Source organism: Pseudoalteromonas sp. 78C3, from assembly GCF_002836695.1.
Taxonomy (GTDB): Bacteria; Pseudomonadota; Gammaproteobacteria; order Enterobacterales; family Alteromonadaceae; genus Pseudoalteromonas; species Pseudoalteromonas arctica.
The window spans coordinates 26,395-52,447 of the sequence record NZ_PJAV01000165.1 but is presented as its reverse complement, the minus strand read 5'-3'; the positions used below and the strand labels follow the sequence as shown (position 1 = coordinate 52,447).

The 26,053-nt window shown below is 39.4% G+C and carries 24 protein-coding genes and 1 other RNA gene; 18 read left to right on the top strand and 7 right to left on the bottom strand.

Going from position 1 to position 26,053, the window contains the following annotated elements:
• Position 1 precedes the first annotated feature (1 nt).
• From CXF76_RS15190 to CXF76_RS15155, 8 genes are all read left to right on the top strand, one after another.
• On the top strand, positions 2-946 hold the full coding sequence (locus tag CXF76_RS15190) for a DUF58 domain-containing protein (protein WP_010554656.1): 945 nt from the start codon (positions 2-4) through the stop codon (positions 944-946).
• Between the two features lie 2 nt (positions 947-948).
• Complete coding sequence (locus tag CXF76_RS15185) at positions 949-1,383, top strand: DUF4381 domain-containing protein (RefSeq protein WP_004335624.1); 435 nt, start codon at positions 949-951, stop codon at positions 1,381-1,383.
• Positions 1,376-2,362: a vWA domain-containing protein gene (locus tag CXF76_RS15180; RefSeq protein ID WP_101164078.1), complete on the top strand. Its 987-nt coding sequence runs from the start codon at positions 1,376-1,378 to the stop codon at positions 2,360-2,362. Before CXF76_RS15185 ends, CXF76_RS15180 begins: the two co-directional genes overlap by 8 nt.
• Complete coding sequence (locus tag CXF76_RS15175) at positions 2,362-4,302, top strand: VWA domain-containing protein (RefSeq protein WP_101164077.1); 1,941 nt, start codon at positions 2,362-2,364, stop codon at positions 4,300-4,302. The genes CXF76_RS15180 and CXF76_RS15175 overlap by 1 nt, the downstream gene beginning before the upstream one ends.
• On the top strand, positions 4,296-5,954 hold the full coding sequence (locus CXF76_RS15170; protein ID WP_101164076.1) for a BatD family protein: 1,659 nt from the start codon (positions 4,296-4,298) through the stop codon (positions 5,952-5,954). Before CXF76_RS15175 ends, CXF76_RS15170 begins: the two co-directional genes overlap by 7 nt.
• A gap of 60 nt (positions 5,955-6,014) precedes the next feature.
• Complete coding sequence (locus CXF76_RS15165; RefSeq protein ID WP_032827217.1) at positions 6,015-6,572, top strand: sigma-70 family RNA polymerase sigma factor; 558 nt, start codon at positions 6,015-6,017, stop codon at positions 6,570-6,572.
• Positions 6,572-7,324: a DUF3379 family protein gene (locus CXF76_RS15160; protein ID WP_007582005.1), complete on the top strand. Its 753-nt coding sequence runs from the start codon at positions 6,572-6,574 to the stop codon at positions 7,322-7,324. Before CXF76_RS15165 ends, CXF76_RS15160 begins: the two co-directional genes overlap by 1 nt.
• 164 nt (positions 7,325-7,488) lie before the next feature.
• On the top strand, positions 7,489-8,349 hold the full coding sequence (locus CXF76_RS15155; RefSeq protein ID WP_101164075.1) for a Tim44 domain-containing protein: 861 nt from the start codon (positions 7,489-7,491) through the stop codon (positions 8,347-8,349).
• A gap of 47 nt (positions 8,350-8,396) precedes the next feature.
• Here CXF76_RS15155 and ggt read toward each other — a convergent pair whose 3' ends face one another.
• Positions 8,397-10,070 carry a gamma-glutamyltransferase gene (gene ggt, locus CXF76_RS15150; protein WP_101164074.1) on the bottom strand — a complete coding sequence of 558 codons (1,674 nt, stop codon included), beginning with the start codon at positions 10,068-10,070 and terminating at the stop codon, positions 8,397-8,399.
• A 92-nt stretch (positions 10,071-10,162) separates the two neighbouring features.
• Entirely contained in the window at positions 10,163-10,705 is a 543-nt protein-coding gene (locus tag CXF76_RS15145) for a GNAT family N-acetyltransferase (protein WP_101164073.1), read from the bottom strand.
• 51 nt (positions 10,706-10,756) lie between these two features.
• On the opposite strand from CXF76_RS15145, the gene CXF76_RS15140 reads away from it, so the two are divergent.
• The gene (locus tag CXF76_RS15140) at positions 10,757-11,122 is read left to right on the top strand and encodes a hypothetical protein (protein WP_008169794.1); all 366 of its coding nucleotides are present in this window, start codon (positions 10,757-10,759) and stop codon (positions 11,120-11,122) included.
• 103 nt (positions 11,123-11,225) lie between these two features.
• Here CXF76_RS15140 and fabB read toward each other — a convergent pair whose 3' ends face one another.
• Complete coding sequence (fabB, locus tag CXF76_RS15135) at positions 11,226-12,437, bottom strand: beta-ketoacyl-ACP synthase I (RefSeq protein ID WP_007582000.1); 1,212 nt, start codon at positions 12,435-12,437, stop codon at positions 11,226-11,228.
• Positions 12,438-12,615: 178 nt separating this feature from the next.
• Here fabB and mnmC point away from each other — a divergent pair, with 178 nt between their 5' ends.
• The 3 genes from mnmC (at position 12,616) to CXF76_RS15120 (ending at position 15,835) form a co-directional block, all read left to right on the top strand.
• Positions 12,616-14,625, top strand: a complete 2,010-nt coding sequence (gene mnmC, locus CXF76_RS15130; protein WP_101164072.1) for a bifunctional tRNA (5-methylaminomethyl-2-thiouridine)(34)-methyltransferase MnmD/FAD-dependent 5-carboxymethylaminomethyl-2-thiouridine(34) oxidoreductase MnmC — start codon at positions 12,616-12,618, stop codon at positions 14,623-14,625.
• 67 nt (positions 14,626-14,692) lie between these two features.
• The gene (locus CXF76_RS15125) at positions 14,693-15,016 is read left to right on the top strand and encodes a hypothetical protein (RefSeq protein ID WP_101164071.1); all 324 of its coding nucleotides are present in this window, start codon (positions 14,693-14,695) and stop codon (positions 15,014-15,016) included.
• 183 nt (positions 15,017-15,199) lie between these two features.
• On the top strand, positions 15,200-15,835 hold the full coding sequence (locus CXF76_RS15120; RefSeq protein WP_101164070.1) for an NAD(P)-binding oxidoreductase: 636 nt from the start codon (positions 15,200-15,202) through the stop codon (positions 15,833-15,835).
• A gap of 179 nt (positions 15,836-16,014) precedes the next feature.
• Here the strand turns inward: CXF76_RS15120 and CXF76_RS15115 are convergent, their stop codons facing one another.
• The gene (locus tag CXF76_RS15115) at positions 16,015-16,773 is read right to left on the bottom strand and encodes a sulfite exporter TauE/SafE family protein (protein WP_101164069.1); all 759 of its coding nucleotides are present in this window, start codon (positions 16,771-16,773) and stop codon (positions 16,015-16,017) included.
• A gap of 186 nt (positions 16,774-16,959) precedes the next feature.
• On the opposite strand from CXF76_RS15115, the gene CXF76_RS15110 reads away from it, so the two are divergent.
• The 3 genes from CXF76_RS15110 (at position 16,960) to CXF76_RS15100 (ending at position 19,562) form a co-directional block, all read left to right on the top strand.
• A complete protein-coding gene (locus tag CXF76_RS15110) occupies positions 16,960-17,964 on the top strand; it encodes a YHYH protein (protein ID WP_101164068.1) in 1,005 nt (334 codons plus the stop codon).
• Positions 17,965-17,999: 35 nt separating this feature from the next.
• Positions 18,000-18,296, top strand: coding sequence for a hypothetical protein (locus tag CXF76_RS15105; protein ID WP_007581994.1), 297 nt, complete (start codon positions 18,000-18,002; stop codon positions 18,294-18,296).
• A 156-nt stretch (positions 18,297-18,452) separates the two neighbouring features.
• On the top strand, positions 18,453-19,562 hold the full coding sequence (locus CXF76_RS15100; protein WP_232785130.1) for a hypothetical protein: 1,110 nt from the start codon (positions 18,453-18,455) through the stop codon (positions 19,560-19,562).
• A 98-nt stretch (positions 19,563-19,660) separates the two neighbouring features.
• On the opposite strand, the gene ssrA is transcribed toward CXF76_RS15100, so the two are convergent.
• Positions 19,661-20,017, bottom strand: a transfer-messenger RNA (tmRNA) gene (ssrA, locus tag CXF76_RS15095).
• 263 nt (positions 20,018-20,280) lie between these two features.
• Here ssrA and CXF76_RS15090 point away from each other — a divergent pair.
• The gene (locus CXF76_RS15090; protein ID WP_101164066.1) at positions 20,281-21,906 is read left to right on the top strand and encodes a DUF342 domain-containing protein; all 1,626 of its coding nucleotides are present in this window, start codon (positions 20,281-20,283) and stop codon (positions 21,904-21,906) included.
• On the opposite strand, the gene rnt is transcribed toward CXF76_RS15090, so the two are convergent.
• Positions 21,890-22,582, bottom strand: coding sequence for a ribonuclease T (rnt, locus tag CXF76_RS15085; RefSeq protein WP_024608924.1), 693 nt, complete (start codon positions 22,580-22,582; stop codon positions 21,890-21,892). The two genes, CXF76_RS15090 and rnt, sit on opposite strands and share 17 nt — an antisense overlap.
• Before the next feature lie 202 nt (positions 22,583-22,784).
• Here rnt and CXF76_RS15080 point away from each other — a divergent pair, with 202 nt between their 5' ends.
• The gene (locus CXF76_RS15080) at positions 22,785-23,663 is read left to right on the top strand and encodes a flagellar protein MotY (protein ID WP_024608925.1); all 879 of its coding nucleotides are present in this window, start codon (positions 22,785-22,787) and stop codon (positions 23,661-23,663) included.
• 69 nt (positions 23,664-23,732) lie between these two features.
• Here CXF76_RS15080 and CXF76_RS15075 read toward each other — a convergent pair whose 3' ends face one another.
• A complete protein-coding gene (locus CXF76_RS15075; protein ID WP_101164065.1) occupies positions 23,733-24,626 on the bottom strand; it encodes a DMT family transporter in 894 nt (297 codons plus the stop codon).
• Positions 24,627-24,841: 215 nt separating this feature from the next.
• Between CXF76_RS15075 and CXF76_RS15070 the strand changes: the two genes are divergently transcribed.
• Positions 24,842-26,044, top strand: a complete 1,203-nt coding sequence (locus CXF76_RS15070) for an aromatic amino acid transport family protein (protein WP_024608927.1) — start codon at positions 24,842-24,844, stop codon at positions 26,042-26,044.
• Positions 26,045-26,053 lie beyond the last annotated feature (9 nt).

Genomic DNA, 26,053 nt, shown 5'->3' with positions numbered 1-26,053 from the left:
TATGCAAAAACAATTAGAATCCCAAGCATGGCTCAAACAGAGCCATAGCCACGGTGTTAATTTAGCACTCAAAGAGCTGATGTATTACAAAGCCAAAGCGCAATTGCTCGAACTTGCCCCTAAGGTAAAAATAAAAAACACCTTAACAGGGCAATACCTTGCACCGCACAAAGGTCGAGGAATGGAATTTGCCGAAGTGCGACATTATCAGCAAGGTGACGATATTCGTTCTATTGATTGGCGAGTTACTGCGCGTACCGGCGAGACTCACACAAAGCTCTTTCAAGAAGAAAAAGAGCGCCCTGTGTTTGTATTTACTGATTTTTCAAACTCAATGCTGTTTGGTTCAAAGTTACTATTAAAGTCGGTGCAAGCTGCGCATATAAGCGCTCTTGTTGCATGGTCGGCGTGTCAGCGCGGCGATAGAATTGGCGGTATTGTGTTTAATCAGCACTCGCATTTGGAGCTAAAGCCCAGCGCCCGTGAAAAAGCAGTCCTTAAGCTTTGTCATAATTTATGCGACAACCACCAGCAAGCGCTCAACAATATTGATAAAACAGCCCCTAACAACTTTAGCGATAACCTAAAGCGCCTTAATCATTTAGCAAAACCAGGCAGCTTAGTGTATTTGGTGTCTGATTTTAATGCTCTGGATGATGCCAGCTTTAAGCAACTCGAAATATTAAGCCGCCACTGCGAGCTGATTGGTTGCCATATAAGCGATCCATTTGAGCATCAGTTACCTGCGTTTAAGCAAGCCGTTACTGTTAATGCAAATGGTCAAGACTTTGCCCTACCATTAATGGATAACAGCTTTAGAGAACGCTTTGCTAAAAATGCTGAGCAAGCATTTAGTACGCGCTTTAATCGCTTAACTAAATCGGGTCTTAATTTAATATCATTCAATGCAGCAACACCGCTTGAGCTGCAATTAGTGAGAAAATAACCATGCAAACCAATCCACTCGATGGCCTGCACGATATAATAGCGCCAAGCCAAGTTAATTGGTGGCCACTCGCCCCTGCTTGGTGGGTTATTATTGCACTGCTGTTTTTAGCACTGTGCGCAGCTATTTATATATTTTACAAAAAACATAAATTTAAAAAGCCTAAACGCTACGCAATACAATTGAGCCAAAGTGAGCAAAATCCTCAGCAACTGCATATTATTTTAAAACGTTTAGTGATTGAATATTACGACAAGCGCCTTGCTGCGCAATCTACCTCTAAATGGTGCACAACACTTAATACACTCACCGGTTTGAGCTTTACAGAACAAGAAATACTAAGCTTGTATAACCCCAGCCAAAAAGATACAACACTGTGCGAAAAATTTCGCCAAGGTATTAAGCAATTTAAAATAAAGGAGTCAGTAAATGTTTGAATTTAGCTGGCCATGGTTATTTTTATTAATACCCTTACCTTTATTACTTTTACTATTAAAACCCGCAGCAAGTAATGCCAGTATGCGTTTACGTATACCCAGTTTTGCAAAGCACAATTTAACCAGTCAAAGCATTGAGCCACACGCACGACGTTTAAATCCTTTCGAGTGGGTAATTTGGTTATTACTTGTTACTGCCGCTGCCAATCCAACATGGTTAGATGAGCCAATCTCATTACCAAATGAAGGGCGCGATATAATGTTAGCAGTTGACTTATCAGGCTCAATGACCGAACAAGACATGGCTTACAATGGCCAATATGTTGACCGCCTTACCATGGTAAAAGCCGTACTCAGTGATTTTATAGAGCAGCGTCAAGGCGACAGGCTTGGGCTGATATTATTTGGCGACACCGCGTTTTTACAAACCCCGCTCACGCGCGACGTTAAAACAGTAAGTAAAATGCTCAGTGAAGCGCAAATTGGTTTAGTAGGACGCGCAACAGCCATTGGTGATGCATTGGGTCTTTCGGTAAAACGCTTTGCCAATAAAGATGAGAGTAACCGTATTGTGGTGCTATTAACCGACGGACAAAATACCGCGGGCAATTTAAACCCAGAAGATGCACTACTGCTAGCCCGCGAGGAAGGTATTAAAGTGTACACCATTGGCGTTGGCTCAGATAATCCGCGCGGCTTTAGCCTCTTTAATATGGGTGGCTCTAGTGGCAGTAGTTTAGATGAAAGCTTACTTAAAAAGATTGCCGAGCAAACTGGCGGATTATACTTTAGGGCCAAAGATGTAGCAGGCCTTCAACAAATTTATGCAGAGCTTGATAAACTTGAACCTATTAGCGCTGATGAACAAACATTTCGCCCACAAAGCTCATTATTTTACTACCCGTTACTTATCGCTATTTTACTTATTAGCTTAAAAGTAATGCTGAGTACACTGCGTGCATTAAAGGAGCCAAACTAATGGATTTTGAATTTATTCGCCCCGCTCTTTTATGGTTACTCATACCTGCTGTGGCATTATTTTTTGTCGCCTTAATTAAGCATAAAAAAACCACCAGTGAGCAGCTAATTGCACCGCATTTAGCACAATTTATAATGAGCGAAGCAAACACTAAAGCCAGCCAGCCACTTTGGTTAGTTGCTTTGTTTTGCAGCCTTGGCATTTTATTTAGTGCTGGGCCTAGCTTTGAGAAAAAACAAGTTCCTGTATTTCAAAGTAAAAGTGCCCGTGTAATTGTTATGGATATGTCGTACTCAATGTACAGCACCGATATTTTACCAAATCGTTTAATGCAATCACGCTTTAAAGCGCTTGATATGATTGAGCTATTTAGAGAAGGTGATACCGCGCTTGTAGCTTACGCAGGCACAGCCTATATAATATCGCCGCTAACAAACGACGCCACAACACTCAGTAATTTAATTCCAAGCTTAAGCCCTGAAATAATGCCAGACAAAGGCTCAAACGTTTTAGCCGGTCTTGATATGGCCAAAGAGCTATTAACGCAAGCGGGTTATATTGATGGCGACATTATTTTAGTGACCGACGGTATTGACCAGCAAGAACAAAGCGACGTGAGTAGCTTTACCAGTAACACCCAATATAGATTAAATATATATGGCGTGGGTACCGCTCAAGGCGCTCCAATTAAGTTACCTGAAGGTGGTTTTTTGAAAGACAGATACGGCCAAATTGTAGTACCTACTCTCAATGCCAGTCAGCTTAAAAATTTAGCATCGAGCAGTGGTGGTAAATTTGCTAGTTACCAGCCTAGTAATAACGACATAAATACGTTTGCCCCAAATGCACAGAGTGAATTATTGAAAGACGAAAAACAAAGCCACGCACTTTGGCGAATAGATGCAGGTATATACGGACTCTTGTTATTACTGCCATTTGGTTTGTATTTATTTAGACGCGCTGCCTTGTTAGGCGCATTTTTAGCTTTTGGTTTTTTACCGCAGCAAAATGCGTATGCCGTAGAGCTCCCTACTCTTTTGCAAAATGCAGATCAACGTGCATTAGAGGCTTACAATAATAAAGAATACGATGCAGCAACACAGGCGCAATCGAGTGAGTTAAAAGGCGCGGCGCTTTACCAGCAAGGTAATTTTGATGCTGCACTTAATGAGTTTAGTAATGATAAGTCGGCTACCGGTTTATACAACTACGGTAATGCCCTCGCCAAAGCTGGCAAGCTTGAGGACGCCATTGAAGCCTACAAACAAGCCCAAACCTTACAAGACGACTTTACACAAGCAACTGACAACCAAGCTTTAGTTGAACAATTACTCAATCAACAAGAGCAACAAAACCAGCAAGATCAGCAAAGCGACGGCGACGACTCTCAAGACCAAGATGATAGCCAGAAAAAAGATGAGCAAAACCAAGGGCAAAATTCTGATGAGTCAAAACAGGATAAGCAACAAAATGGTGATAAAAGCGATTCTGAAAAAGGCGAAAACGAAAGTCAAAGCTCAAGCGATGAAAAATCTGATAAAGAATCAGATAAAGAGTCTGAACAATCAAAAGATCAACAAGGTGAGCCTGGTGAGCAATCAGACAAGCAAAATGAACCTGATATGCAAGCTCAGCCACAAAGTGAGCAAGGGCAAAATAAAGACGCTGACCAGCCTCAAGACGAGCAGCAACAAAGTAAGCCACAAACAATGAGTGAGCAACCTGCTACTGATGAGCAAAAACAAAGTGCTCAGCAACAAGCTATGCAAGCCCAAGCAAGTGAGCTCACTAATGAAGAAAAAGAAAAAGCACAACAGCTTAATCAACTACTTAGAAAAGTCCCGGACGATCCGGCTATTTTATTACGGAATAAAATGCAATTAGAAGCCCAAAAAAGACAATATAAACGTCGCCCTACAGGAGTCGAAAAATCATGGTAATGCGATTATTTTGCTGTTTATTGCTATTAAGTGCGATGCCTTCGTGGGCTGCCACCAAATTAGAAGCCAGCGTAGATAAAAACCCTGTTTTAGCGGGTGAATTTTTTATGCTTAATATATCCGTAGACGATACAGTTAAGGGCGAGCAACCAGACACCTCATCGCTGTTAAAAGACTTTGTGGTAGGCCCAACAAGCTTAAGTTCTCGTACCAACATTATTAATGGCAGCATTAATAAACAAACCACGTGGTCAGTTAAATTAATGACCCGTGCAGAGGGTGATTACACTATTCCGGCATTTAGCGTTGCAGGGTTAACCTCACAGCCTATTAAATTAAAAGTGGCAAAACGCTCAGTTGATGCAGATAAAAATAACGAAATATTTTTAAAAACGTCGCTCTCGAGTAATTCATTGTTTGTCCAAGAAGCCGGTGTTTACACTATTAAGCTTTACCTTGCGAAAGAACTGCTTGATGGCAGCTTAAGCACACCAAGTATGGAAGATGCTCAGCTAACCCAATTGGGTAAGCAAACTGAAAGCTATGAGCTTGTTGATGGTAAACGCTACCTTGTTATTACTCGCGAGTATTTGATTCAGCCACAAAAAAGTGGTGCGTACACTATTGCAGGCCCCGCTTTTCAAGGGCGAGTACAACAAAATTATCGTCAATTAGAAGTATCAGCTCTTGGCGACGATCAGCAAGTAGAAATCAAACCAATTCCGAGTGACTATAAAGGTGCATGGTTACCAAGCGAGCTGGTTAGTCTTGATGAAGAATGGCAACCTAACGACAACACCGTAGAAGTAGGTACGCCTATAACACGTACTATTACACTTACAGCGCTTGGGGTTACAAAAGAGCAATTACCTGAAATCTCTATGCCTACCATTGATGGCATACGCAGCTACCCTGATAAAAAAGAAAATAACAATGCAGTACGTGACGGACGTGTTGTATCACAGCAAACTGCATCGTATGCATTACTGCCGCAAAAACCAGGTACTTACACTTTACCTAAAATACAGCTGCCTTGGTTTAATACTAAAATGAACCGTATTAGCGTAGCTACATTACCAAAGCGCACTATAACGGTAACGCCAAGTAGTACCGCACCTAATACCGCCGTGGTAAACCCACAATCAAACCCAAACAATTTACCTGCTATTGAAAATATTTCGAATGAAACGACAGGCACACAACGTATTGAAACTAAAAGTGATACTCCTCTTTGGTTAATAGTTGTTGCCGCTTTAGGGTATATTTTATGGATTGGTACTGTAATTTTTTACTTAATGACCCGTTCTACTAAAAATACGACTGAGAAATTACAACTAAACAACCGTGATATTTCTCAGCCGAGCTTAAATGAGCTTAAAACGCTCGCTAAAACGAACGATGTGAAAGCTTTTTACACCGCATTAAATAACTTTTCTGTAAAGGTGACCCATAAAAATGTTGGCGCGATTGATGAGCTTTGCATCCGCGTAAACAGCAGCGAGCTTAATGGCCTCATTAGCCAATTGCAGGCACAACTTTATAGTAATAAAGGCGCAAACACGGATCTTAATGCTATTATTAAAATTCTTGAGAACTATCAAACTCAAGCATCAAAGTCGCAACAAGCTGTATTAAAAGACCTTTATGATTAATAATTACGATACTCAGGTCTTTTTTGCAATAAATAATAATTTTTAATTAAAAAAGTGCTTATGCTTGGAAAGAAAAAATCAAACAATCAGGTCTTAATCGATATGGCAGAGAAACAAAAGCGTTATGAAGCCTTGGTCCACGTTTACAATAAAGAGCTTTATCGCTTTGCTTATTGGTTATGCCGTGATCCGCACATAGCAGATGATTTAGTACAAGAAACGTTTTTACGCGCGTGGCGTTCTCTCGACTCTTTACTTGATCAAAAGGCAGCTAAACCTTGGCTGCTTACTATATTACGAAGAGAAAATGCGCGCCGATTTGAACGTAAACAGTTTGATTACAGCGACGTAGAAAACGATACGCTTGTTGATGAAACCAGCCACTCATTAGATGATGAAATGGAGCAAACGGTTATCCAACGCCAGATTGCCCTGCTATCTGATGAATACCGAGAGCCATTATTACTACAAGTTGTAATGGGCTGCTCTGGCGAAGAGATCGCAGGCATACTTAATTTAAATAAAAACACGGTAATGACTCGTTTATACCGTGCCCGAAATCAACTTAAAGAGGCTTTAAGCCGTGATGATGAACAACTTAAAGGGGCATCAAAATAATGGATGAACTTGAGTTTCGTCGCCGCACTATTGCGCAGCCAAACGACATTGACAAGGAGCTCATGGAGTTTGCTAACAATAACCCAGAGCGACAAAGTTTTATTAATGATATGAAAGATTTTGATAAATTTATTCAAGACTCTTTAGATATACCTGTGCCTGAAAACCTTGCAGATCGCATTCTTTTAAACACATCGTTAAAAGAAAAAGCACTACAAGAAGAGCAAGCAACAGGAAAAAATGTAGTTGATGCCCGCTCGCGTTTTAAGCTTGACCGCGTGCATCTTGCATTAGCTGCATCTTTTGTAGTGGCTATTAGTGCCTTCTTTTTTAGTACAGAGCAAAATATTGCACACGAAGCGGGTGAGCATGCGCTTGCCCATGTGTACTACGAAATTAGTGCGCTTGATAAAAAAGAGCCCATTAGCCTACAAAGCGTTAACGACAAGCTTGCAGTATTAGGTGGTCATCTTGATGAGCTTCCTGGTGATGTAACTTACGCTATGTTTTGTGATTTTAAAGGCGAAAAAGGGCTACATTTGATATTTGAGTCTGACTTTGGTCCTATGACGGTATTTATAGTGCCTTCTGAAAATAAATCATTTGGTTTTGGCGATGATAATTTCAAAGACGAGCGCTTTGAAGGTCATATTAACCGAGGCTCACAAGCAGATACTATTTTAGTGGCAAGTGTTGGAGCACCTCTAAATACTTATAACGAACGCGTTACTGGCGCTATTCGTTGGCTTTAAAATAAACAAATTTACCGCTTAGTCCCTACTAAGCGGTTTTTTGATTATATACCTACCAATAAACCTTTTCTTTTATACTCAAAACCTCTGATTTTTAAAGTAATTAATTAAATTCCTTAAGAAAGTAAATTATAATCGCGGCTCGATTTTAATTAGGGAATTTCATGAAGAACATCATCGTTATTTTTTCACTATTGGCATTATTATGTACTGCCAGTTTTGATGCACACGCACGTAAAAAGTTTGGCAGTAGCAAACGTGGACAAACTCCTGCAACACAACAAACAGCACAAAAACAAAAAGCAGATACAACAACCCCAACAGCAGCACCTAAAGCCACATCAAATAAAAAAGGCATTATGGCTGGCGTTTTGGGTGGTCTTTTAGCGGGTGGCTTAATTGCAGCGATGTTAGGCGACGATTTTGAAGGTTTTCAGCTATTAGAAATGATTTTATTAGCTGGCGGACTATTTATTTTATTTAAGCTAGTAACAGGCTTTTTACGTGCTAATCGTGCCCCACAACTTGCAAATGCCAGTGCGGATACAAGTGCTCAGCAAAATGCTTTTAAACAAGCACCAATCGAGCAGCCAATGAGTACAGGCTTTGCTAACAGCGCCCCACAAGGTGAAAGTGTCCCTTTTAATTTACCACCTAACTTTGACGTTAATGGCTTTTTGCAAGGTGCCCGTAGTCATTACCATACGCTACAAACTGCATGGAATAATGCCGATTACACCACAATGGCTGAATACTTAAGCCCTGCACTTGTTGCCGAATTTAAAGCTGAGCGTGAAGCTATACAAAGCGTAGACACTGAAGTAATGTTTATTGATGCCGAACTTGTGCGCGCAGATACAAACGCGCAATCGTGGCTGGTTAGTGTTCGCTTTAAAGGTAAGTACCGTGATTTAGGCGATAAAAAAGAACAGCCTATTTTAGAAATTTGGCACTTAGAGCGCCTAATTTCAGACGATGCTCCATGGCTAATAGTGGGTGTTGAAGATTTAATTGATACTCAATAAGTTTTTATTATTTTAAACACCGCGCTTTTTAGCGCGGTGTTTTTTATTTAAAAAACAATTGATTTACCGCGCCCTGATGCTTCAGAAGCGGCATCTAATTGACCCTCTTTATTAATAATAACGTGTAAGTCACCAAAGTGTCTCTCGTCTATGGTGTAACCCATTTTTGTAAGCTCTGCTTTTACGCTATCGGTTAAACCAATGTGCGTTCTAATTATATTTTTAGGCCACAATTGATGATGAAAACGAGGGCTATTTACAACCTGCTCTGCACTCATATCAAACTCTATCGCATTTAAGATAGATTCGTACACAGAGCTAATAATGGTTGTGCCACCAGGCGAACCTGTCACCATTTTAACGGTGTTGTCTTTAAGTAATATTGTCGGTGTCATAGAACTCAACATACGCTTGTGTGGCTGTATTTCATTAGCTTTACCGCCTATTGCACCAAACACATTCATAACGCCTGGTTTGGCGCTAAAGTCGTCCATTTCATCATTTAAAATAAACCCCGCACCTTCAACAACGACACCGCTACCAAACCCTAAGTTTATTGTGGTGGTATTTGCTACAGCGTTACCCATTTTATCAACGATTGAAAAGTGCGTAGTTTGCTCACTTTCTTTAAGGCCCGGTTTAATATTTTCGGTAGTCGAGATAGCGGTTAACGAAATGCCATTACTGCGCTCTTTGAGGTAGTTAATATTAGTTAACGCGTTTACTGGAACATCAAAAAAATCAGGGTCGCCTAAATACTCTGCTCTATCTGCAAATACACGTTTACCTATTTCAGAAAGTAAGTGCACATACTGAGTCGAGTTATGCGCTAAGCCTGCATCTGGTTTTTGTAACTCATACATTTTGAGCCACTGTAAAATAGCAATACCACCTGAACTCGGCGGTGGCGAAGTAAGTACTTCATAACCATTCCAACTTGCTTTAATGGGTGTACGTGATTTAGCGGTATAATTTTTTAAATCATCTTGATTAATAATACCACCATGCTGGTGCATAAATTTAGCAATAATATTTGCAGTCTCGCCTTTATAAAATCCATCTTGACCGTTATCACGAATACGCTTTAGCGTTGCCGCTAGCTCGGGTTGCTTAAAGACTTTATTGGCTTTTACATCAGCAAAGTATTTTTCGAAGTTTACATTTATTTTTTGCTCTTTTAGATGGGCTATATAATGGCTAACACCTTTTGCTAACTTAGGCGGAACTATAAACCCTTGCTCAGCCAACGTTACAGCAGGCTGTACTAGTGTTTCCCACTTTAAAGTGCCATGCTTTTGATGGGCAAGCCACATACCCGCTACACTGCCAGGTACACCGCTTGCGTGAATGCCATATATTGATTTGTTTGCAATAACATTACCTTGCTCATCTAAATACATATCACGATGAGCCGCTGTTGGCGCTGTTTCGCGATAATCTATAAAATCGCCTTTGCCATCTTTTTGAATAAGCATAAATCCCCCGCCGCCAATATTTCCAGCTTCAGGAAGCGTCACTGCAAGTACAAATTGTGCCGTAATAGCTGCATCAACAGCATTACCGCCTTGCTCTAATATACTTTGAGCAGCATCCGCACTGAACGAGTCTGGCATTGCGACCGCGCTTTGCGCTAAAGGCTGCGCCAAAACACTAAAAGTAGTGAACTGTAAAACCAGTACACTTTTGACGATTAATTTACGTGGTGAAAAAAACAATCCCATACAACATCCTTAATTTATTATTTTTGTTGCCCATATTAATGCACGTCACTTAAGGACAGGTCAATCTTTATGCTGTTGATATTTAATCATCTTCAAACGTTTTTTGAATAAAGTACCGCGGGTAAGTCGCCTTGCTCATCTGTATGTGTATAATTTTTTATAAATTGCAGGCCTAACTTTTTCATTATTGTTATAGAGGCCGTATTATCTTTTAGTGCAGTTGCGCTTATCGCCTTAACGTCATCTTGCTTAATGAGTTCATCACATAATGCTAAAGCCGCCTCGGTTGCATAACCATGCCCCCAACTCGCTTGTTTAAAGCGCCAACCTATTTCAATATCGCTGTAATTTGGTGCATCACTAAAGAAATCCATAGGTCTTATTAATACCCAGCCAATAAATGTATTGGTTTGCTTTAGAGTGATACTCCACAGCCCCCAGCCTTTTAGCTCATTTCTATATGCGAGCATACGAGGCACTCCCTCATTTTTTATTTGCTCTAAAGAGGTAGGTACACCTCGCGTTAAATACTGCATTACGGCGGGGTCTTGGTCGAGTTCAAATAATTGAGGCCAATCGTGCTCATTCATTAATTTAAAATTTAATCGTTTTGTTACGGGGGCGTTCATTTTCATTGTTGTATAGTCTGCCTCGAATTAATTATCAGTCTCTAAAGGAGATAGCACATGAATAAATTAGCAGGTTTAGCTTTATTAGGCACTTTAATTACATTAACTGGTTGTGAAGATGCCAACGAAGTAAAAGAAGATGCAAAAGATAAAAGCGCACAAATGCAAGAAAAGCTTGGTGATGCATGGAACGACGTTAAAGAGACAACTAACGATCTTAAAAATGATGAGTCTTTAAACGAGCTATTAGAGCAAAGTAAAACAATGGGCTTAGACATGTACGACGACGGCAAAGAGATTGCGGTTGATGCATGGATTAAAAGCAAAGAAGCTGCTGGCGAGTTAACTGAAAAAACTAAGCAGAAAGCGCAAGAAATTGCTGACGAAATTGAGCAAGCGCGTAAAGAACATAACGAAGGTTAATTTAACTTTCGATAATAAAAAAGGAAAGCCTCGGCTTTCCTTTTTTGTTTTAAGCAGTTTAGCCCTGACATGTGTTTACATATTTAGGGCTTATAAGCTCAAATTAACCTTTGTACTTACTCATAACTAAAGTAGCGTTTGTACCACCAAAGCCAAAGCTATTAGACATTACAGTATTTAACTCAACGTCACGACGTTCAGTAATAATATCTAAACCTGCCGCTTGCTCATCTAGCTCATCAATATTAATTGAAGGCGCTACAAAGCTGTGCTCTAGCATCAATAATGAGAAGATAGCTTCGTGAACACCTGCAGCACCTAGGGCATGACCCGTCATTGCTTTAGTTGCGCTGATCATTGGTGACTTACCACCAAACACTTCTTGAATCGCACCAAGCTCTTTAACGTCGCCTACAGGTGTAGATGTACCATGCGTGTTTAAGTAATCAATACTGTCTACATCTTGCATAGCTTGGCGCATACAACGTGCTGCACCTTCGCCAGATGGAGCAACCATGTCGTAGCCATCTGATGTTGCACCGTAACCAACAATTTCAGCGTAAATGTGCGCGCCACGTGCAAGTGCATGTTCAAGTTCTTCAACTACAACAATACCGCCGCCGCCAGATATAACAAAACCATCGCGGTTTGCATCGTATGTACGAGACGCTTTTTCTGGTGTTTCGTTGTACTTAGTAGAAAGTGCGCCCATAGCGTCAAATTCCATTGCCAATGTCCAGTGTAGTTCTTCACCGCCACCAGCAAATACAACATCTTGCTTACCTAATTGAATTTGTTCTACTGCATTACCAATACAATGCGCAGATGTTGCACATGCAGAGCTAATTGAGTAGTTAACACCTTTAATTTTAAAGGGTGTTGCTAAACAAGCAGATGTAGTGCTCGCCATAGTACGTGGAACCATATAAGGCCCTACACGTTTTACGCCTTTTTCACGTAAAATATCAGCAGCTTCTACCTGCCATTTAGACGAACCACCGCCAGAGCCAACAATAATACCCGTGCGCTCATTTGATACTTGGTCGTCAGACAAACCTGAGTCTTCAATTGCTTGAGTCATCGAAATATAAGAATATGCAGCAGCATCACCCATAAAGCGCATTGCTTTGCGGTCAACATGTGCTTTAACGTCAATATCAATTTTACCCGATACGTTACTACGTAACTTGTAATCGGCAAATTCTTGGTTAAAAGCGATGCCGCTTTTGCCCGTTTTTAACGATTCTAATACTTCTTCTTTGTTGTTACCAATGCTTGATACAACACCGATACCTGTAATTACAGCTCTTCTCATGGGTAATTCCCTTAGCTTAATACTTAATTGCATTCTATTTTACGCGAATTTAATCACCTAAGTGGTCAGCTTTCTAGCGTACACTTGTACTCTGAACTGCTAGCTTATAAATAACGCCAGACTATTACAAAGAAAACCCGTAAAATAATTAAAAATATATCTATAAATTTAAGAAATTATGATTAAAAACGCACATAGTCACATTAATAATTTAGGTACACCTTTGACTAATGACTCCGGTGATATTTATTTTTCTAATGACGATGGCTTAGCTCAATCGCATTATGTGTACTATGAGCAAAATAATATAGATGTACGATTACAAAATCATGACCAATCACATTTTGTTATTGCCGAAACCGGTTTTGGTACCGGTTTAAACTTTTTAAATACGTGGCAACGCTTTAAAGACCACCTTGAGCGGATGCAAGTTCAAAATGAATGTGAAAAAAGCGTAAAACGCCTACACTATATTTCGTTTGAAAAGTATCCCTTAACATTAACAGACTTAAAACAAGCATTAACCGCTTGGCCTACCTTAAGTTATTTTAGTGAGCAATTAACAGTAAACTACCCAATTAATTTAGAAGGATGCCACCGGCTCGAATTTAATAATGGCAGTGTTGTTCTCGATTTATACTTTGGTGATGCGCTTGAATCAATACAAGCAATGAGCTACCCGCAAACAGGAATTGTTGATGCTTGGTATTTAAATGGGCTTGAGCCAAGTGAAAATCCTGATATGTGGCAGCAAAGTTTATTTAACTCCATGGCTGATATAACAAGAGCTAATGCAACCTTATCGACTTTTACTGCCGCTGACTTTGTTCAACGAGGATTAATAGAGGCTGGTTTTAGTACTAAAAAAGCCAAAGATTTTAATCAAAAAGAAGATATGCTTACTGGCCAACTTAAACATGTTAATAACGCTCAATCAACCCCCGCTTATTTTAATCAAGATAGCAGTACTTTAAAAAATGTAGCGGTCATTGGCGGTGGTATTGCCAGTAGCTGTATTTTATACAGCTTGGCTAAACGTGGCATAACCAGCCAATTATTTTGCCAAGATGAAAAGCCTGCAATGGGGGCTTCGCACAATGTGCAAGGCGCTATTTACCCTCACCTACAAGCTAAAAACTCGCCGCACAGCGAATTGTTTGCACATAGCTTTTTATACGCCAAACGCCTATATAACAACTTACTTAGCAGTGGTTTTAATTTTGATTACGATTGGTGCGGCGTATTACAACACGCAGTGAAAAAACCTCTCGCTGATAAGCACGAAAACTTAGCACAAAAGCAACTGTGGCCAACCCAGCTAATGCGTAACGTAACCGCAGAGCAAGGCGATGAAATAGCCGGCGTAACAACAGGTTATTCAGGCGTGTTTTTTGAACAAGGCGGCTGGGTTAACCCGCCACAATTAGTAAACGCTATGCTAAGCGCTGCAAATAGCATAAGCCCATTTAAAAGCCTATTTAACTGCAATATAAAGCAGCTTAAAAAAACTGATAGCGGTTGGTTTTTATTAACGAATGATGAGCAGCTAGGCCCTTTTAGCGATGTAATTATTTGTGCAGGTGAGCACAGCGATGCATTTGAGCAAACAAAAGCGCTACCTATAGTGGGCGTACGCGGTCAGGTTTCACATATTGAGGCAAGTGAGCAATCACGCAAACTTAAAACAGTGCTATGCCATAAAGGGTATTTTACCCCGGCTTATTTAGATCATCACTGCATGGGTGCCACATTTGAAAAAAACACTAAAAGCCGCCAAGTTACCGAGCAAGACAACCTAACTAACAAAGAACAGTTACTTAGTTTTTACGACCAAAGTGAATTTGCCTCTACCCTTGGCAATATAACCTCGGCAAAAGCGGCTGTTCGCTGCACATTTATAGATCACCTACCAATGGCAGGGCAATGGTGCGAGCAAAGTGATTATATAATGGCTTTTGCTAATCTACGTTTAGGTAAACGCTACCAATATGAGCAACTTAATAAACCACAACAAGGCCTACATATTTTCACCGGTTTTGGCGCACGCGCTTTATGCAGCGCACCGCTAAGTGCAGACCACCTCGTAAGTTGTTTAAATAACGAACCCCGCCCATTAAGCGAACGTGTAAGCCAAGCTATTCATCCTGCACGATTTATAGTGCGAGACTTAATTCGTAATAAAATTTAAATGACAAAGGTGCTTATTGGGGTAAAATAAGTACCAATAAAAGGAATTTATTACTCAAAGGACTCTAATGAAAACTTTAGCATTTTTAATAATATTGCTATGCACTCTATCGTTTAACGCACTCAGCCAAAACGTCACTGAAATCCCACTTCCTGAAGAATTTGTTACAACGATGGATGTAGCAAGCGAATACCCAATGGTACGCACTGGTTATTTAACCGATTCAATTTCTGATATCACTCGCTTTTATCAGCAAAAATTAGGTGAACCTTTAAAAACAAATGGCAATAGTACATACCGCACTTTGTTTTATAATTACCAAGAACGTAAAGTCCGTATTAGTCTATACCGCCGTAGTTATGTGACCGAAGTGAGTATAATGGTTGAATAAAAAGGTCTAAAAAAACACACCAAAAGCAGCTAATTTTAATACTCAGTTAAGCATCGCACTTTAATTAAAGTATTTTTTGAAATTAGCTCATTTAAACTCTTTTTTACCCTTTAAAAATAATCCCCTACCCCAAGGTCTGTTTGTAAGCACATTACTTTTACTATTTATTGGAAGGAGTTAATTATGAGTAAGACCCTAATTATTGGCGCAAGCGGACAAATAGGTAAAATGACAACTGAGCTACTTTTAGAAAATGAGCAAAATGTTGTGGCATTAGTGCGTGACAAAAATAAGTTAAGCGATTTAAACAGCTCTTTTTTAACTATTGTTGAGCAAGATCTTGAAGGCGATTTTGGTGATGCAATGAAAGGCTGTGACCAAGTGATTTTTGCTGCTGGTTCTGGTGGAAGTACAGGCGATGATAAAACTGTACTCATTGATTTATGGGCTGCAGCAAAAGCAGCTACATTCGCTAAAGAGCACGGCGTTAACCACTTTATTATGGTCAGTTCAATTGGTGCTGACGATCCAGATTCGATTCAAGGTGATTTAAAACCTTACTTAGTTGCTAAGCACATGGCTGACGAGCACCTAATAAATAGTGGTTTAAATTATACCATTGTTCGCCCTGGTACATTGACTGACGATAGTGCTTCAATGCAAGTAACTACGCAACAACCAAGTGATCGTTCAGAAGCTAAAATTAGCCGCGAAAACGTAGCCAATGCATTATTACATATTGCGACCAACTCATTTATTAGTAACCGCATTTTTAAGTTGTTTGATGGCGACAAACCAATTAAAGCCGCTGTTAAATAAGCTTTAATACCAATTTAATTAAACGTATGAACAATTATTACAAAGAATATGTAATTCATCGATAAGGCAAAAAATTACAGTATAGTCGCTCTATATCAGTAACTTTTTGGCGCAATGAATTATTTAATCCTCTTAAATAATTTATGTTTAATAAAATTAAATTTACTCCACTAAGCAAATTAGTGGAGTAATATTTTTATACCTTGCCAACCAAGTTGTAGCGTTAATAACGTTAAAACTATCCTAAAAATATGCTTAAATTTATCCCCAGACATCCTTTTAAGTAATTTAATTCCGAACCAAGTTCCTACAGCGCCACTTATTACCATGGCAATTACAAGCGGTATCCATTGCCAAAAACTAAAACCAACAGCGCCATAAATTATCGCTTTTAATAAATGCTGCACACTCATAATGCTCGAAAACGTTGCCGTAAATTTTAACTTTTCGTAATTATTTATATATAAACAGCTACCAACTAATGGGCCACTTGCCCCCACAAACATAGAAATAAAAGTAGTTATTCCACCGGCGACCATACGCCACACCCTAGAGGTTAATTTTATAGGTGGCGTTTTACCCCACAGTAAATAAATAACAAAAATAGCGACCACTAACTTCATAGCATCAAGCGATATATCATCAATAACAAAACTTGATAACCCCGCCCCTACTAAGCCGCCTAACGCAAAATATACAAACATGCTTTTATCAATATGCTTAAAGCTGAGTAAAAACCTATTTGCATTAGAGCCAAGCTGTACTAAACCATGCACAGGCACAACAACTGCCATTGGCATAAACGACGCCATAACAACAAGCAGCATTAATCCGCCACCAGCACCAAATGCAGCAGATATAAAAGAAGTAAAGCCAGCGGTGATCATTAACAATAAAAACAAAAATAAAGACATGCTGTCGGGAAATAAAAAATCCATAAAACTCCACTGCCTATTTAAGTACTTTTAAGTCGCAGTATTTAAATAGTAAAAAAGGTACTAAACACATTTAGAGAAACTTTATCAGCTTCTATCTCGTGCTATGTACTATGTTGCGTTGTTTTTGCACTTTGTTTGCACATTTAACAAATATTATACATTCAACTTCATTACCGGATATTTTTGATGAGAAGATTTAACACACCAATTTTGACACCGCTTGCAGTGTGCATACTCGCACTGGGTTTAGCTGCCTGTAACGGTAGCGATGCTGAAAGTACAGTTGTAACTGAAACAACCACCGATGAGGGAACTACAACAGATACTTCAACCGATTTTGTTGTAGAAGTCGACCCTTTTAACTTTGAAAGCGATGCGCTCATTTCATCAATTACCACTCAAACATGTACGCTAAGTAATGGCGATGAAGCCTCATGCTACAAAATTGATATTGCCGGTGCGCCTTCAAATTACGAGATTGGTGTATTTTGCCCTCAAAATATCACCTCAACAGCTGACGAAGCCGGTATTTGGTTTGATGGCACCGGTGAGGTTTACGATATAACCGGAGACTTTATTTTAAATCTACCTACATTATATAACGATAGTCATTGGCAGCTATACGACGAAGGTACAGGCCTTGTAAATGTAACCGACACACAAGAATCGTGTGATGGCGCTGCACGTCCAAACGTAGAAGAACAATACCAAAACCACTGCGTAGAATGCTCTATTGATTATGTTGATGGCGGTATATCAGAATCATTTTTAATTCCAATAACGCCTGTTGCAACCACTCAAAATAGCAGTATTGGTAACGCTAATGTAGGTGTTGCTCTCAATGGTGTTGTACTTGCTGCACCCGTGCCTGTTGAGGCTATTTTAGGCGCATACACTATTGCAGCCTTTGATGATTGCGCTGGCCATATTAACTTAGTAGCAGGCTATCACTACCACGGTGAAGCAGGTTGTAGCCAAACACAAATTCAATCAGACGGTCATGCCGCCATGATGGGTTATGCACTCGATGGATTTGGTATATTTGGCATGCTTAACGAAGATGGATTAGAACCCACTGATTTAGACGAATGTAGAGGCCACACCGACGATACACGCGGATACCACTACCATGCAGCCGATGTATCTGAAAACATGTTTATTGGTTGTTTTAAAGGTGCTACCGCAAGATAACTCGCATTCTGGCCAAATAATTAACTGAGATACTAATGAAAATATTTAACGTGATAAAAGCACTAACCACTGGCTTTTTACTTGCTGCCTCATGCTCAGCGCTAAGTCATGCAGGCCACGGCTCAAATGCGCCTTGGGAAGCATGTGAAGCAAAAGCCATTAATGAAGATTGCAGCTACACAAGCCATGATAAAAAAGCGACAGGCACATGCCAAGCAATGAACAAAGTACTTATGTGCGTTCGAAATAAACCACTTGAAACATTAATAGACAAAGCAACCCAACCAGCAAGTGATCAAAAGCAATCTGTAAAATCACTCGCTAAACGATAAAGTAACAGCTACACGCCAAAGCCTTAACGCTGTTTGTTAAGGCTTTTTTAATCGCAAATCATTAGAAAGCATACCCTTTATCTGTTAAGTTAGCTTTGTGTATCAAATAATAAAAATAAAATTCCAAAAATGGAATTACACAAGCAAGGTACTAACGTGAGCGCTACATTTAAAATTGTTTTTAATGGTCAGTTATATCAAAATACTGACCTTACCTCTGCCCAAGAACAACTCAGTCAACTTCTTAATATTCCTCATAATATTGTTGTTCAGTTATTTGATGGAAAAGCTTACGCTTTAAAAAAAGACTTATCGAGTATTGATGCTGTTAAAACAGAATCCTCACTTAAAAAGCTAGGTTTGATTACTAAAGTAGAACCTCAACTCATTACTGTAATCTCTCAATCTCAAAATAATCAAATAGCACTCACTGAGCACAGTAAAAATACAGATAAACACATTAGTGAAAGTACTAACGACAAAAGTATTTCAATACAAAATGAACGCCTAGATACAGACGAAGCCCCAAATACAACTGCAGCTATTAAGCAAAGTTATAATAAATATAAACTACTGCGTAACACTTTAAAAAGCGCATTGTACTTTTGCTATTGCGCACTTTGTATTCTTACCTTAGTAGGTGTAGTGATCAGTGTTAATGCACTTAAAAACAACTTTGGCACTCTAAATAACACAACTACAAATAACACAACTACAAACAACTTAAGTTACCAAAACTATAAACAATATTTGATTGATCAAAATAGCCTAAATCAACCAACACAAAAAATAACAAACGAGCGAACAGCTAACCCTACACAGCAAAAAAGTAATGAGTACTTTAGTCGCTTTTCATCACTAATAAATAGCTACGCGCAAAGTACAGGACAAGCTGATATAAAAACGATGGGGGGTGATAAATTACAACAGCACCTACAAGAAATAGATGACCTAGGCCCTAAAAATGAATTTTGGCAGCAACTGATACAACTTTCAAAAAGCTTAGATAACGATAAGCACGCAATAGGGATGCTAAACAATACTGACCCCGCCAAAGTACAATGGATAAACGCGGTAGATTGGATCAGCCAAAGCTATATTAGGCAACATCAAAACTCGCAAACTACAAACACCTCCCCAGCCAATGCGGATGAGCAAAGCAGCAACCCAATACTTAATCTAACGTTGTTAATAAGTATGTTGTCGTTATTCAGTATTTTTATAATTGCGATAAAAATGAAGTTACGCGCAATTATAAATACTTAAACTTTATTTTATAAATTCCATAAAAAAACCCGCAAATTTGGATTAACAAATTTGCGGGTTTCTTATGGTTTTCGAATAACGAGTTCAAAAACCTTTATTGGTGGAGCTGGGGGGATTTGAACCCCCGTCCGAAAAGCCTCGACCGTCGGTACTACATGTTTAGTATTGTCATTTAATTAACCTTTAAGTCCCGGACAAACACGGTAAATAAAGGCGAGGCCGCTTAGTTTTAGCGCTTCAACCCCGGCCAGGGTTTCCGTCGCGATCAGGTGTTAGGGTGACACTCCAAAATCCAGTCCACAAGAATACATGGAAGGAGCGCTAGCCAGCCTAAGCTGCTAGAGAGTAGTTATCGTCGTTTGCGATTACTTTAGGTTGCGGCTGTTTAACGAGGCAAACCGCACCTCGACATGCACCTTGGGCTTCTTGAATTCCGTCGAATCCTAATCAGCCCCTGAATTAGTAACTCAATTCAGAGCGTGCAAACAGTATAACTGAGTAAAGTACTGATACTCAAGGCCTAGTAACGCTTTATTTTAATTGTATGTGCCAATCGCGTGTTAAGTAACCAAAATTTAGTTTATGCAAGCCTATATAAACATTTACTTAACAATGTGTTTAACCTGTGTTCAAATGAGGAGTTAAGGTTTTTGCTATTTCTAAACCTTTAGTTGTAAAAAATAAAAATAATAACAGGCATAGAGTAGGGAATTAATAAATGTCGGTTTTTTCATTTGATAAAAGTACAGGGTTTGTCTCTTTAGAAAGTCACCCTATTGATAGTGGTTTTCCTGTTACAAGTACTCAGTTAACGCAAATGCTAGAGCAATCTGAGTTTAGTGAGTACGAAGCTGTAATTGCCAATATTGGAAAGCTTTTTGCGTCAACTAAAAATTATCAGGAAGTATCGCTTGTCGTTGCTAGAGCTGTAGATGCGTCGCTTATCATTAATATTGATGAAAAAAACATGGTCGCAGAAGCAACATTAACTACCGCTAAAGGTGGCGCACTTTTGTCTATGGAAGGCGCGCAAAAAGCACTTGCTGATGCAGGTGTTAAAAAAGGAATAAGTCCTCGTGCGCTTGATACCTTTTTAGGCCAGCAGTTTGAGCAACCAGCAGGAAGCTCTTACAGTGCCATAATTGCACATGGGCGCAATCCAAAAGAAGGCAGCGATGCTAAATTTGTGCGTTTATGCTCAACAGCTCAAGACCGAGTACTCAGCCCACAAGCTAAAGAAGGCGGTAAGGTTGATATGAAAAACCTTGGCGCTATTATCACCGTAAAACCTGGCACTCCCTTAATGCAGCGTATTGCAGCTACCCCTGGAGAAGAAGGCTATACGGTATTTGGCGATTCAATTAGTGCAAAACCAGGTAAAGATCACCAACTCCAGCCTTTCGAAGGTACAAAAGTAGATCCTAATAATCCTAATATGCTTATTGCCGACTGCAAAGGTGTGCCCGTTGCCCTACCCCGTGGTATGCGTGTAGATGATGTTTTATGCTTTGATAACGTAGATGTAAGTACAGGCCATGTTGATTTTGATGGTAGCGTAATTATTACTGGCGATATTAAAGACGGTATGCGCGTAAAAGCCAATGGTGATATTACGGTACTTGGTTTTGTAGAATCAGGAACTGTTGAAAGTAAAAGTGCGGTAACCATTATGCTTGGCGCAATTGGCCGAAAACGTGAAGGCGAGGAAGCATTTACGTGCTGTATAACCGCTCAACGAACTATTTCGATTGGTTATGCCCAGTACTGCAACATTAAATCCGAACAAGATTTATTTATTGAACGCCAAGCTCTGCATTGTGATTTAAGTGCTAGGCGATTAATACGTGTAGGTAAAGCAAATGACCCGCGAGGTAAAATTATTGGCGGTAATATTTTAGATGCTATGCGCATTGAAACAGGTGAACTAGGCGCGCCAGCCGGTACTAAAACGCGCGTGTTTTTAGCGCAACTCTGGTTTGAGCTTCGCCAAAAGCAAATACAAATCACCGATTTTGAAAAAGTACTTGCGACTAAAGTAACCGCTTTACAACAAGCTCGCGAAAAAGCGAGTAAAATTGCGGGGGCTGCTCAGCGCCAGCAATTCATGAATAAGATAACTGAAAATGAAAAGCATATAAAAATACGCTCTGCGCATATTCATCGTCAAAAACTACTTATTAAGCAAAGAATAGTGCAATTACTTGCCAGTAGCCGTTTAAAAGTAAATGAATTAATGCACCCTGGTGTGGAGCTTAAAATAGCGAAAGATTCTAAACAATTTTCGCGTATTTACCCGCCCCACCTAGTTAAGCTAACTGAGGGTAAAATTACTCAGACGTTTTAGTTTCTTCGTCATTTTCAGTTTCAACTTCAGCATCAGCGTCATCTACTGGCGCTAATGGCCAACCACCTAATTGCTGCCAGCGGTTTACTATTAAACAATAAAGCTCGGCTGTACGTTCTGTGTCGTAAAGCGCTGAGTGCGCTTGGCTGTTATCAAACTCTATACCAGCCGCTCTACATGCTTTTGCTAATACAGTTTGCCCTAACGCTAAACCCGCTAAAGATGTTGTATCAAAGCTTACGAACGGGTGAAATGGCGTACGCTTAATGTTATTACGCTCTATTGCTGCATTTAAAAAGCCATGATCGAATGCGGCATTATGCGCCACAATAACTGAGCGTTGGCACCCAGCAGCCTTTTGCGCTTTGCGTACTACTTTACATATTTCTTTAATTACTTCATCTTCAGGTACTGCGCCACGTAATGGTGAAAACGGGTCTATACCGTTAAAGTCGATGGCTGCTTGTTCTATATTAGCGCCTTCGAATGGCTGAACATGAAAATGAACAGTATGATCTATGCTGAGCAGTCCTTCGTCATCCATTTTTAAAACAGAGGCTGCTATTTCTAACAAGGCATCTGTTTCTTTGTTAAAACCTGCAGTTTCAACATCAATAACAACAGGAAAAAATCCACGAAAGCGTTTTGCGAAAGGTGTTTGCTCAGTATTTGCCATAGTCTTCTTTGTTTATACGTGTAAGCTGACTATTATGTCAAAATTGATGCCCCCTAGGCTAGGGGATTTAAGTATTTATTGCTTTAAAATTGTAGGCACATAACTTGCTTTAACTTATAAGTTAGTTACGTAGAGAGCAAACTAATCATTGCAGTCGTTAATTTGCCAAATTATTGGCATTCCCGGATAGCTGGAGAGCACCATGAAGTATAAGTTGTTATTTATTAGCCTTAGTATAAGTGCGGTGTTTTGCAGTACTCACTCGCAAGCTGCTATGCGCCAATACACAGCAACCCAAGACAACTCCAACTGGGAAGTAGTTAAAACAACGCGCTTACAATGCCAATTAAATCATGAGGTTCCTTATTACGGTGAAGCTATATTTAAAGCTTCTGCAAGTAAAAGTAAAAACTTAACATTTAATTTAGATATGGTTGTACGCCCAGATAACTACGCAATTGCAGGTTTAAAAGCAGTGCCACCTACATGGCGTGCAGGATTGCCCGCTCGCGATATTGCAAATATGAAATTACTTAAAAAGTTTGATGGCGAGCTAGGCAATAAAACCGCATGGGAAATGCTTACTGAGCTTGAAAAAGGCTACTACCCTACTTTTTATTATCAAGACTGGCAAAACAGTGCCGATAAAATTGCCGTTGGTATATCGAGCGTAAACTTTAAACAAGCTTACTGGGCTTTTTTACAATGCCGTGATGAGCTACTCCCTTACAGCTTTGAAGATATTTCGTTTACTGTAATGAACTATCAATCTAACAGCAGTAAATTAACTAAATCGTCGCAACAACGTCTTGATAAGATTGCTGAGTATTTAAAAAATGATGCAAGCATAGAGTCCATTAGTATTGACTCATACACCGATAGTTATGGCGGACGCTGGAATAACTTAGATTTATCGCGCAAGCGCGCCAAAACTATAAAAGATTATATGGTGAGCTTGGGTGTTGATGAAACAAAAGTACAAACCACCGGTTTAGGCGAAAAACGCTTTGTTGATAATAACGATAACATTTTAAGCCGAGACAAAAACCGTCGTTTAATTATTCAAATTGAAAAAATGTAGTAACGCTAATTTGCGCTTACTTTCTTTAGCCTTAAAAACTTATCACTAAATTGAAAAAATGTAGTAAAGCTAATTTGTGTTTACTTTCTTTCGCCTTAAAAACTTATCACCAAATTGGAAAAAACCTAGACTAATTAAAATAATAACCGCACCAATTATTAGTTCTTGGCTTAATGACTCATTATTTAGCCAAGCTCCCAAGGCTAACGCAAAGCTAGGAGTTATAAGTGTAGTAAGTGATACCGTACTTGCATTTAGGTTTTGCAGCACATGAAAATACGCCAAAGCCCCTACTAAAGATCCAAATATTCCTAGATAACCAATAGCCCACAATGATTTTGCACTCCAGTTTTGTATATGCAACTCACCATCTAATAACCACCAAGCAATAAAAAAGAGTGGGGTTACAAAAACTAAGGCACCAAATGTTGTTGCCATAGGGTGAATCGCAATCTGTACACGCTTGATCATCACACCACTTAAACTAAAAAAGCAGACAGCCATAAACACATAAAGCAACCCAAGCCCTTGAGTTTGCGAGTTTTGTACTTGGTTATAACTAACAAAATATAAGCCAATTAAGGCGCACGCTAACGCAACTAATTTAATCGGGCTAAATTTAGGTTCATTTAATAATTGCTGAGCAAGCAACCCCGACAAAATAGGTGCAAGGCCAAACATAAGCGAAATAATACCAGAAGGGACTGTTTTAGCTGCCATATAGCTCAACAACATACCGCCAAAAATACCTATACTCGAATAAAAATAAAGTAAGCATGCATTTTTGCTCCAAGGCACTCTAATATTTGTAATGGCAACAATTAAGCCGCCTAACAATAGCCCCACCAGCATTCGCATTAACACTGCAAGTGTTGGCGATACAGTTTCACTACTCCACACTATACCCAGTGGTGTAGTAGACCATATAAGAACCATGAAAAAATACGATACTTTAACTGGCACGTGCCATCCCTACGCTTTATATGAATGAATAAAACAAAGAATAAATTATACGCTCACTACTGTGTTTTAGTACTTTTTAAACACTAAAGTCCTTAATAAATACAGTTGTAAATTGTAAGTTACATTTTAATACCGCTCTTTTATTACAAAACTATTTGAGATTTGAGCAACTAGTTATATGGTGCATCAATATTAATAATAATTAAGGTAATTAAGTGCTTAAAAATAAAACAACTGGAAGCATGTTAATTGTTGCAGGCACCACTATTGGTGCGGGTATGTTGGCATTGCCAATTGCATCTGCCGGGCTTGGGTTTAGTACTGCACTTGCATTAATAATTGCTAGCTGGTTACTAATGACCTACACCGCACTACTCATGTTAGAGCTACACCAATATGCACCACGCGATGCAACATTAAATACATTGGCTAAATTATGGCTTGGAAAGCGCGGACAATATATTGCGAATTTTTCGATGGTTTTTTTATTTTACGCTTTATGCGCTGCTTATATTGCAGGTGGTGGTGCACAACTTCAAGCGCGTATAAATATAGGCTTTGATGTAGATATAGCCCCACAGTTTGGCTCTGTGATTCTTGCTGTTATTATTGCAAGTGTAGTAACGCTAGGCACTAGCAAGGTAGATAAACTAAATAGAGTGTTATTTACAATAAAAATTATTGTATTAGCTAGTTTGTTTTATATGCTTACCCCTTATGTGCAAGGTAAGCATTTATTAGAGATGCCTGTGGAGCAAGGGTTAATCCTTTCAGCTATACCGGTTATATTTACTTCGTTTGGCTTTCATGGATCTATCCCCTCTATTGTTAAATATGTTGGTGTTGAAATAAAAGTACTGCGCAAAGTAATGATTGCTGGAGCCGCCCTACCTTTAGTCATTTATATTTTTTGGCAACTACTTAGCCAAGGTATTATGAGCCAAGCTGATTTACTCAACAGCCAAGGTCTTAATGGGTTTGTATCTAGCGTGGCAAGTATTGCGCATAACCCAAGTGTGGCAACGGCCGTTAAGTTATTTGCTGATTTAGCACTTGCGACATCATTTTTAGGGGTGAGTTTAGGGTTATTTGATTTTTTTGCTGATGCATTTAAAAAGGGTGACAATAAAACAGACCGAATTAAAACGGCTTTAATTACGTTTATTCCGCCACTTGGCTTTGCATTGTTTTATCCTCAAGGCTTTATTATGGCCTTAGGGTACGCAGCAATAGCACTTGTTGTACTGGCAATATTTTTGCCTGTAGCAATGGTTTATAAACAGCGTACAACATCAAATAAAACAGGCTACCAAGTTAAAAGTGGGAATGTTGGGCTTGGTATAGCAGCTATATGTGGCATAACTATTATTGCTGCGCAGTTTATGCAAATGGCGGGGCTTATTCCTGCTATCGGTTAAAGGTTGCTG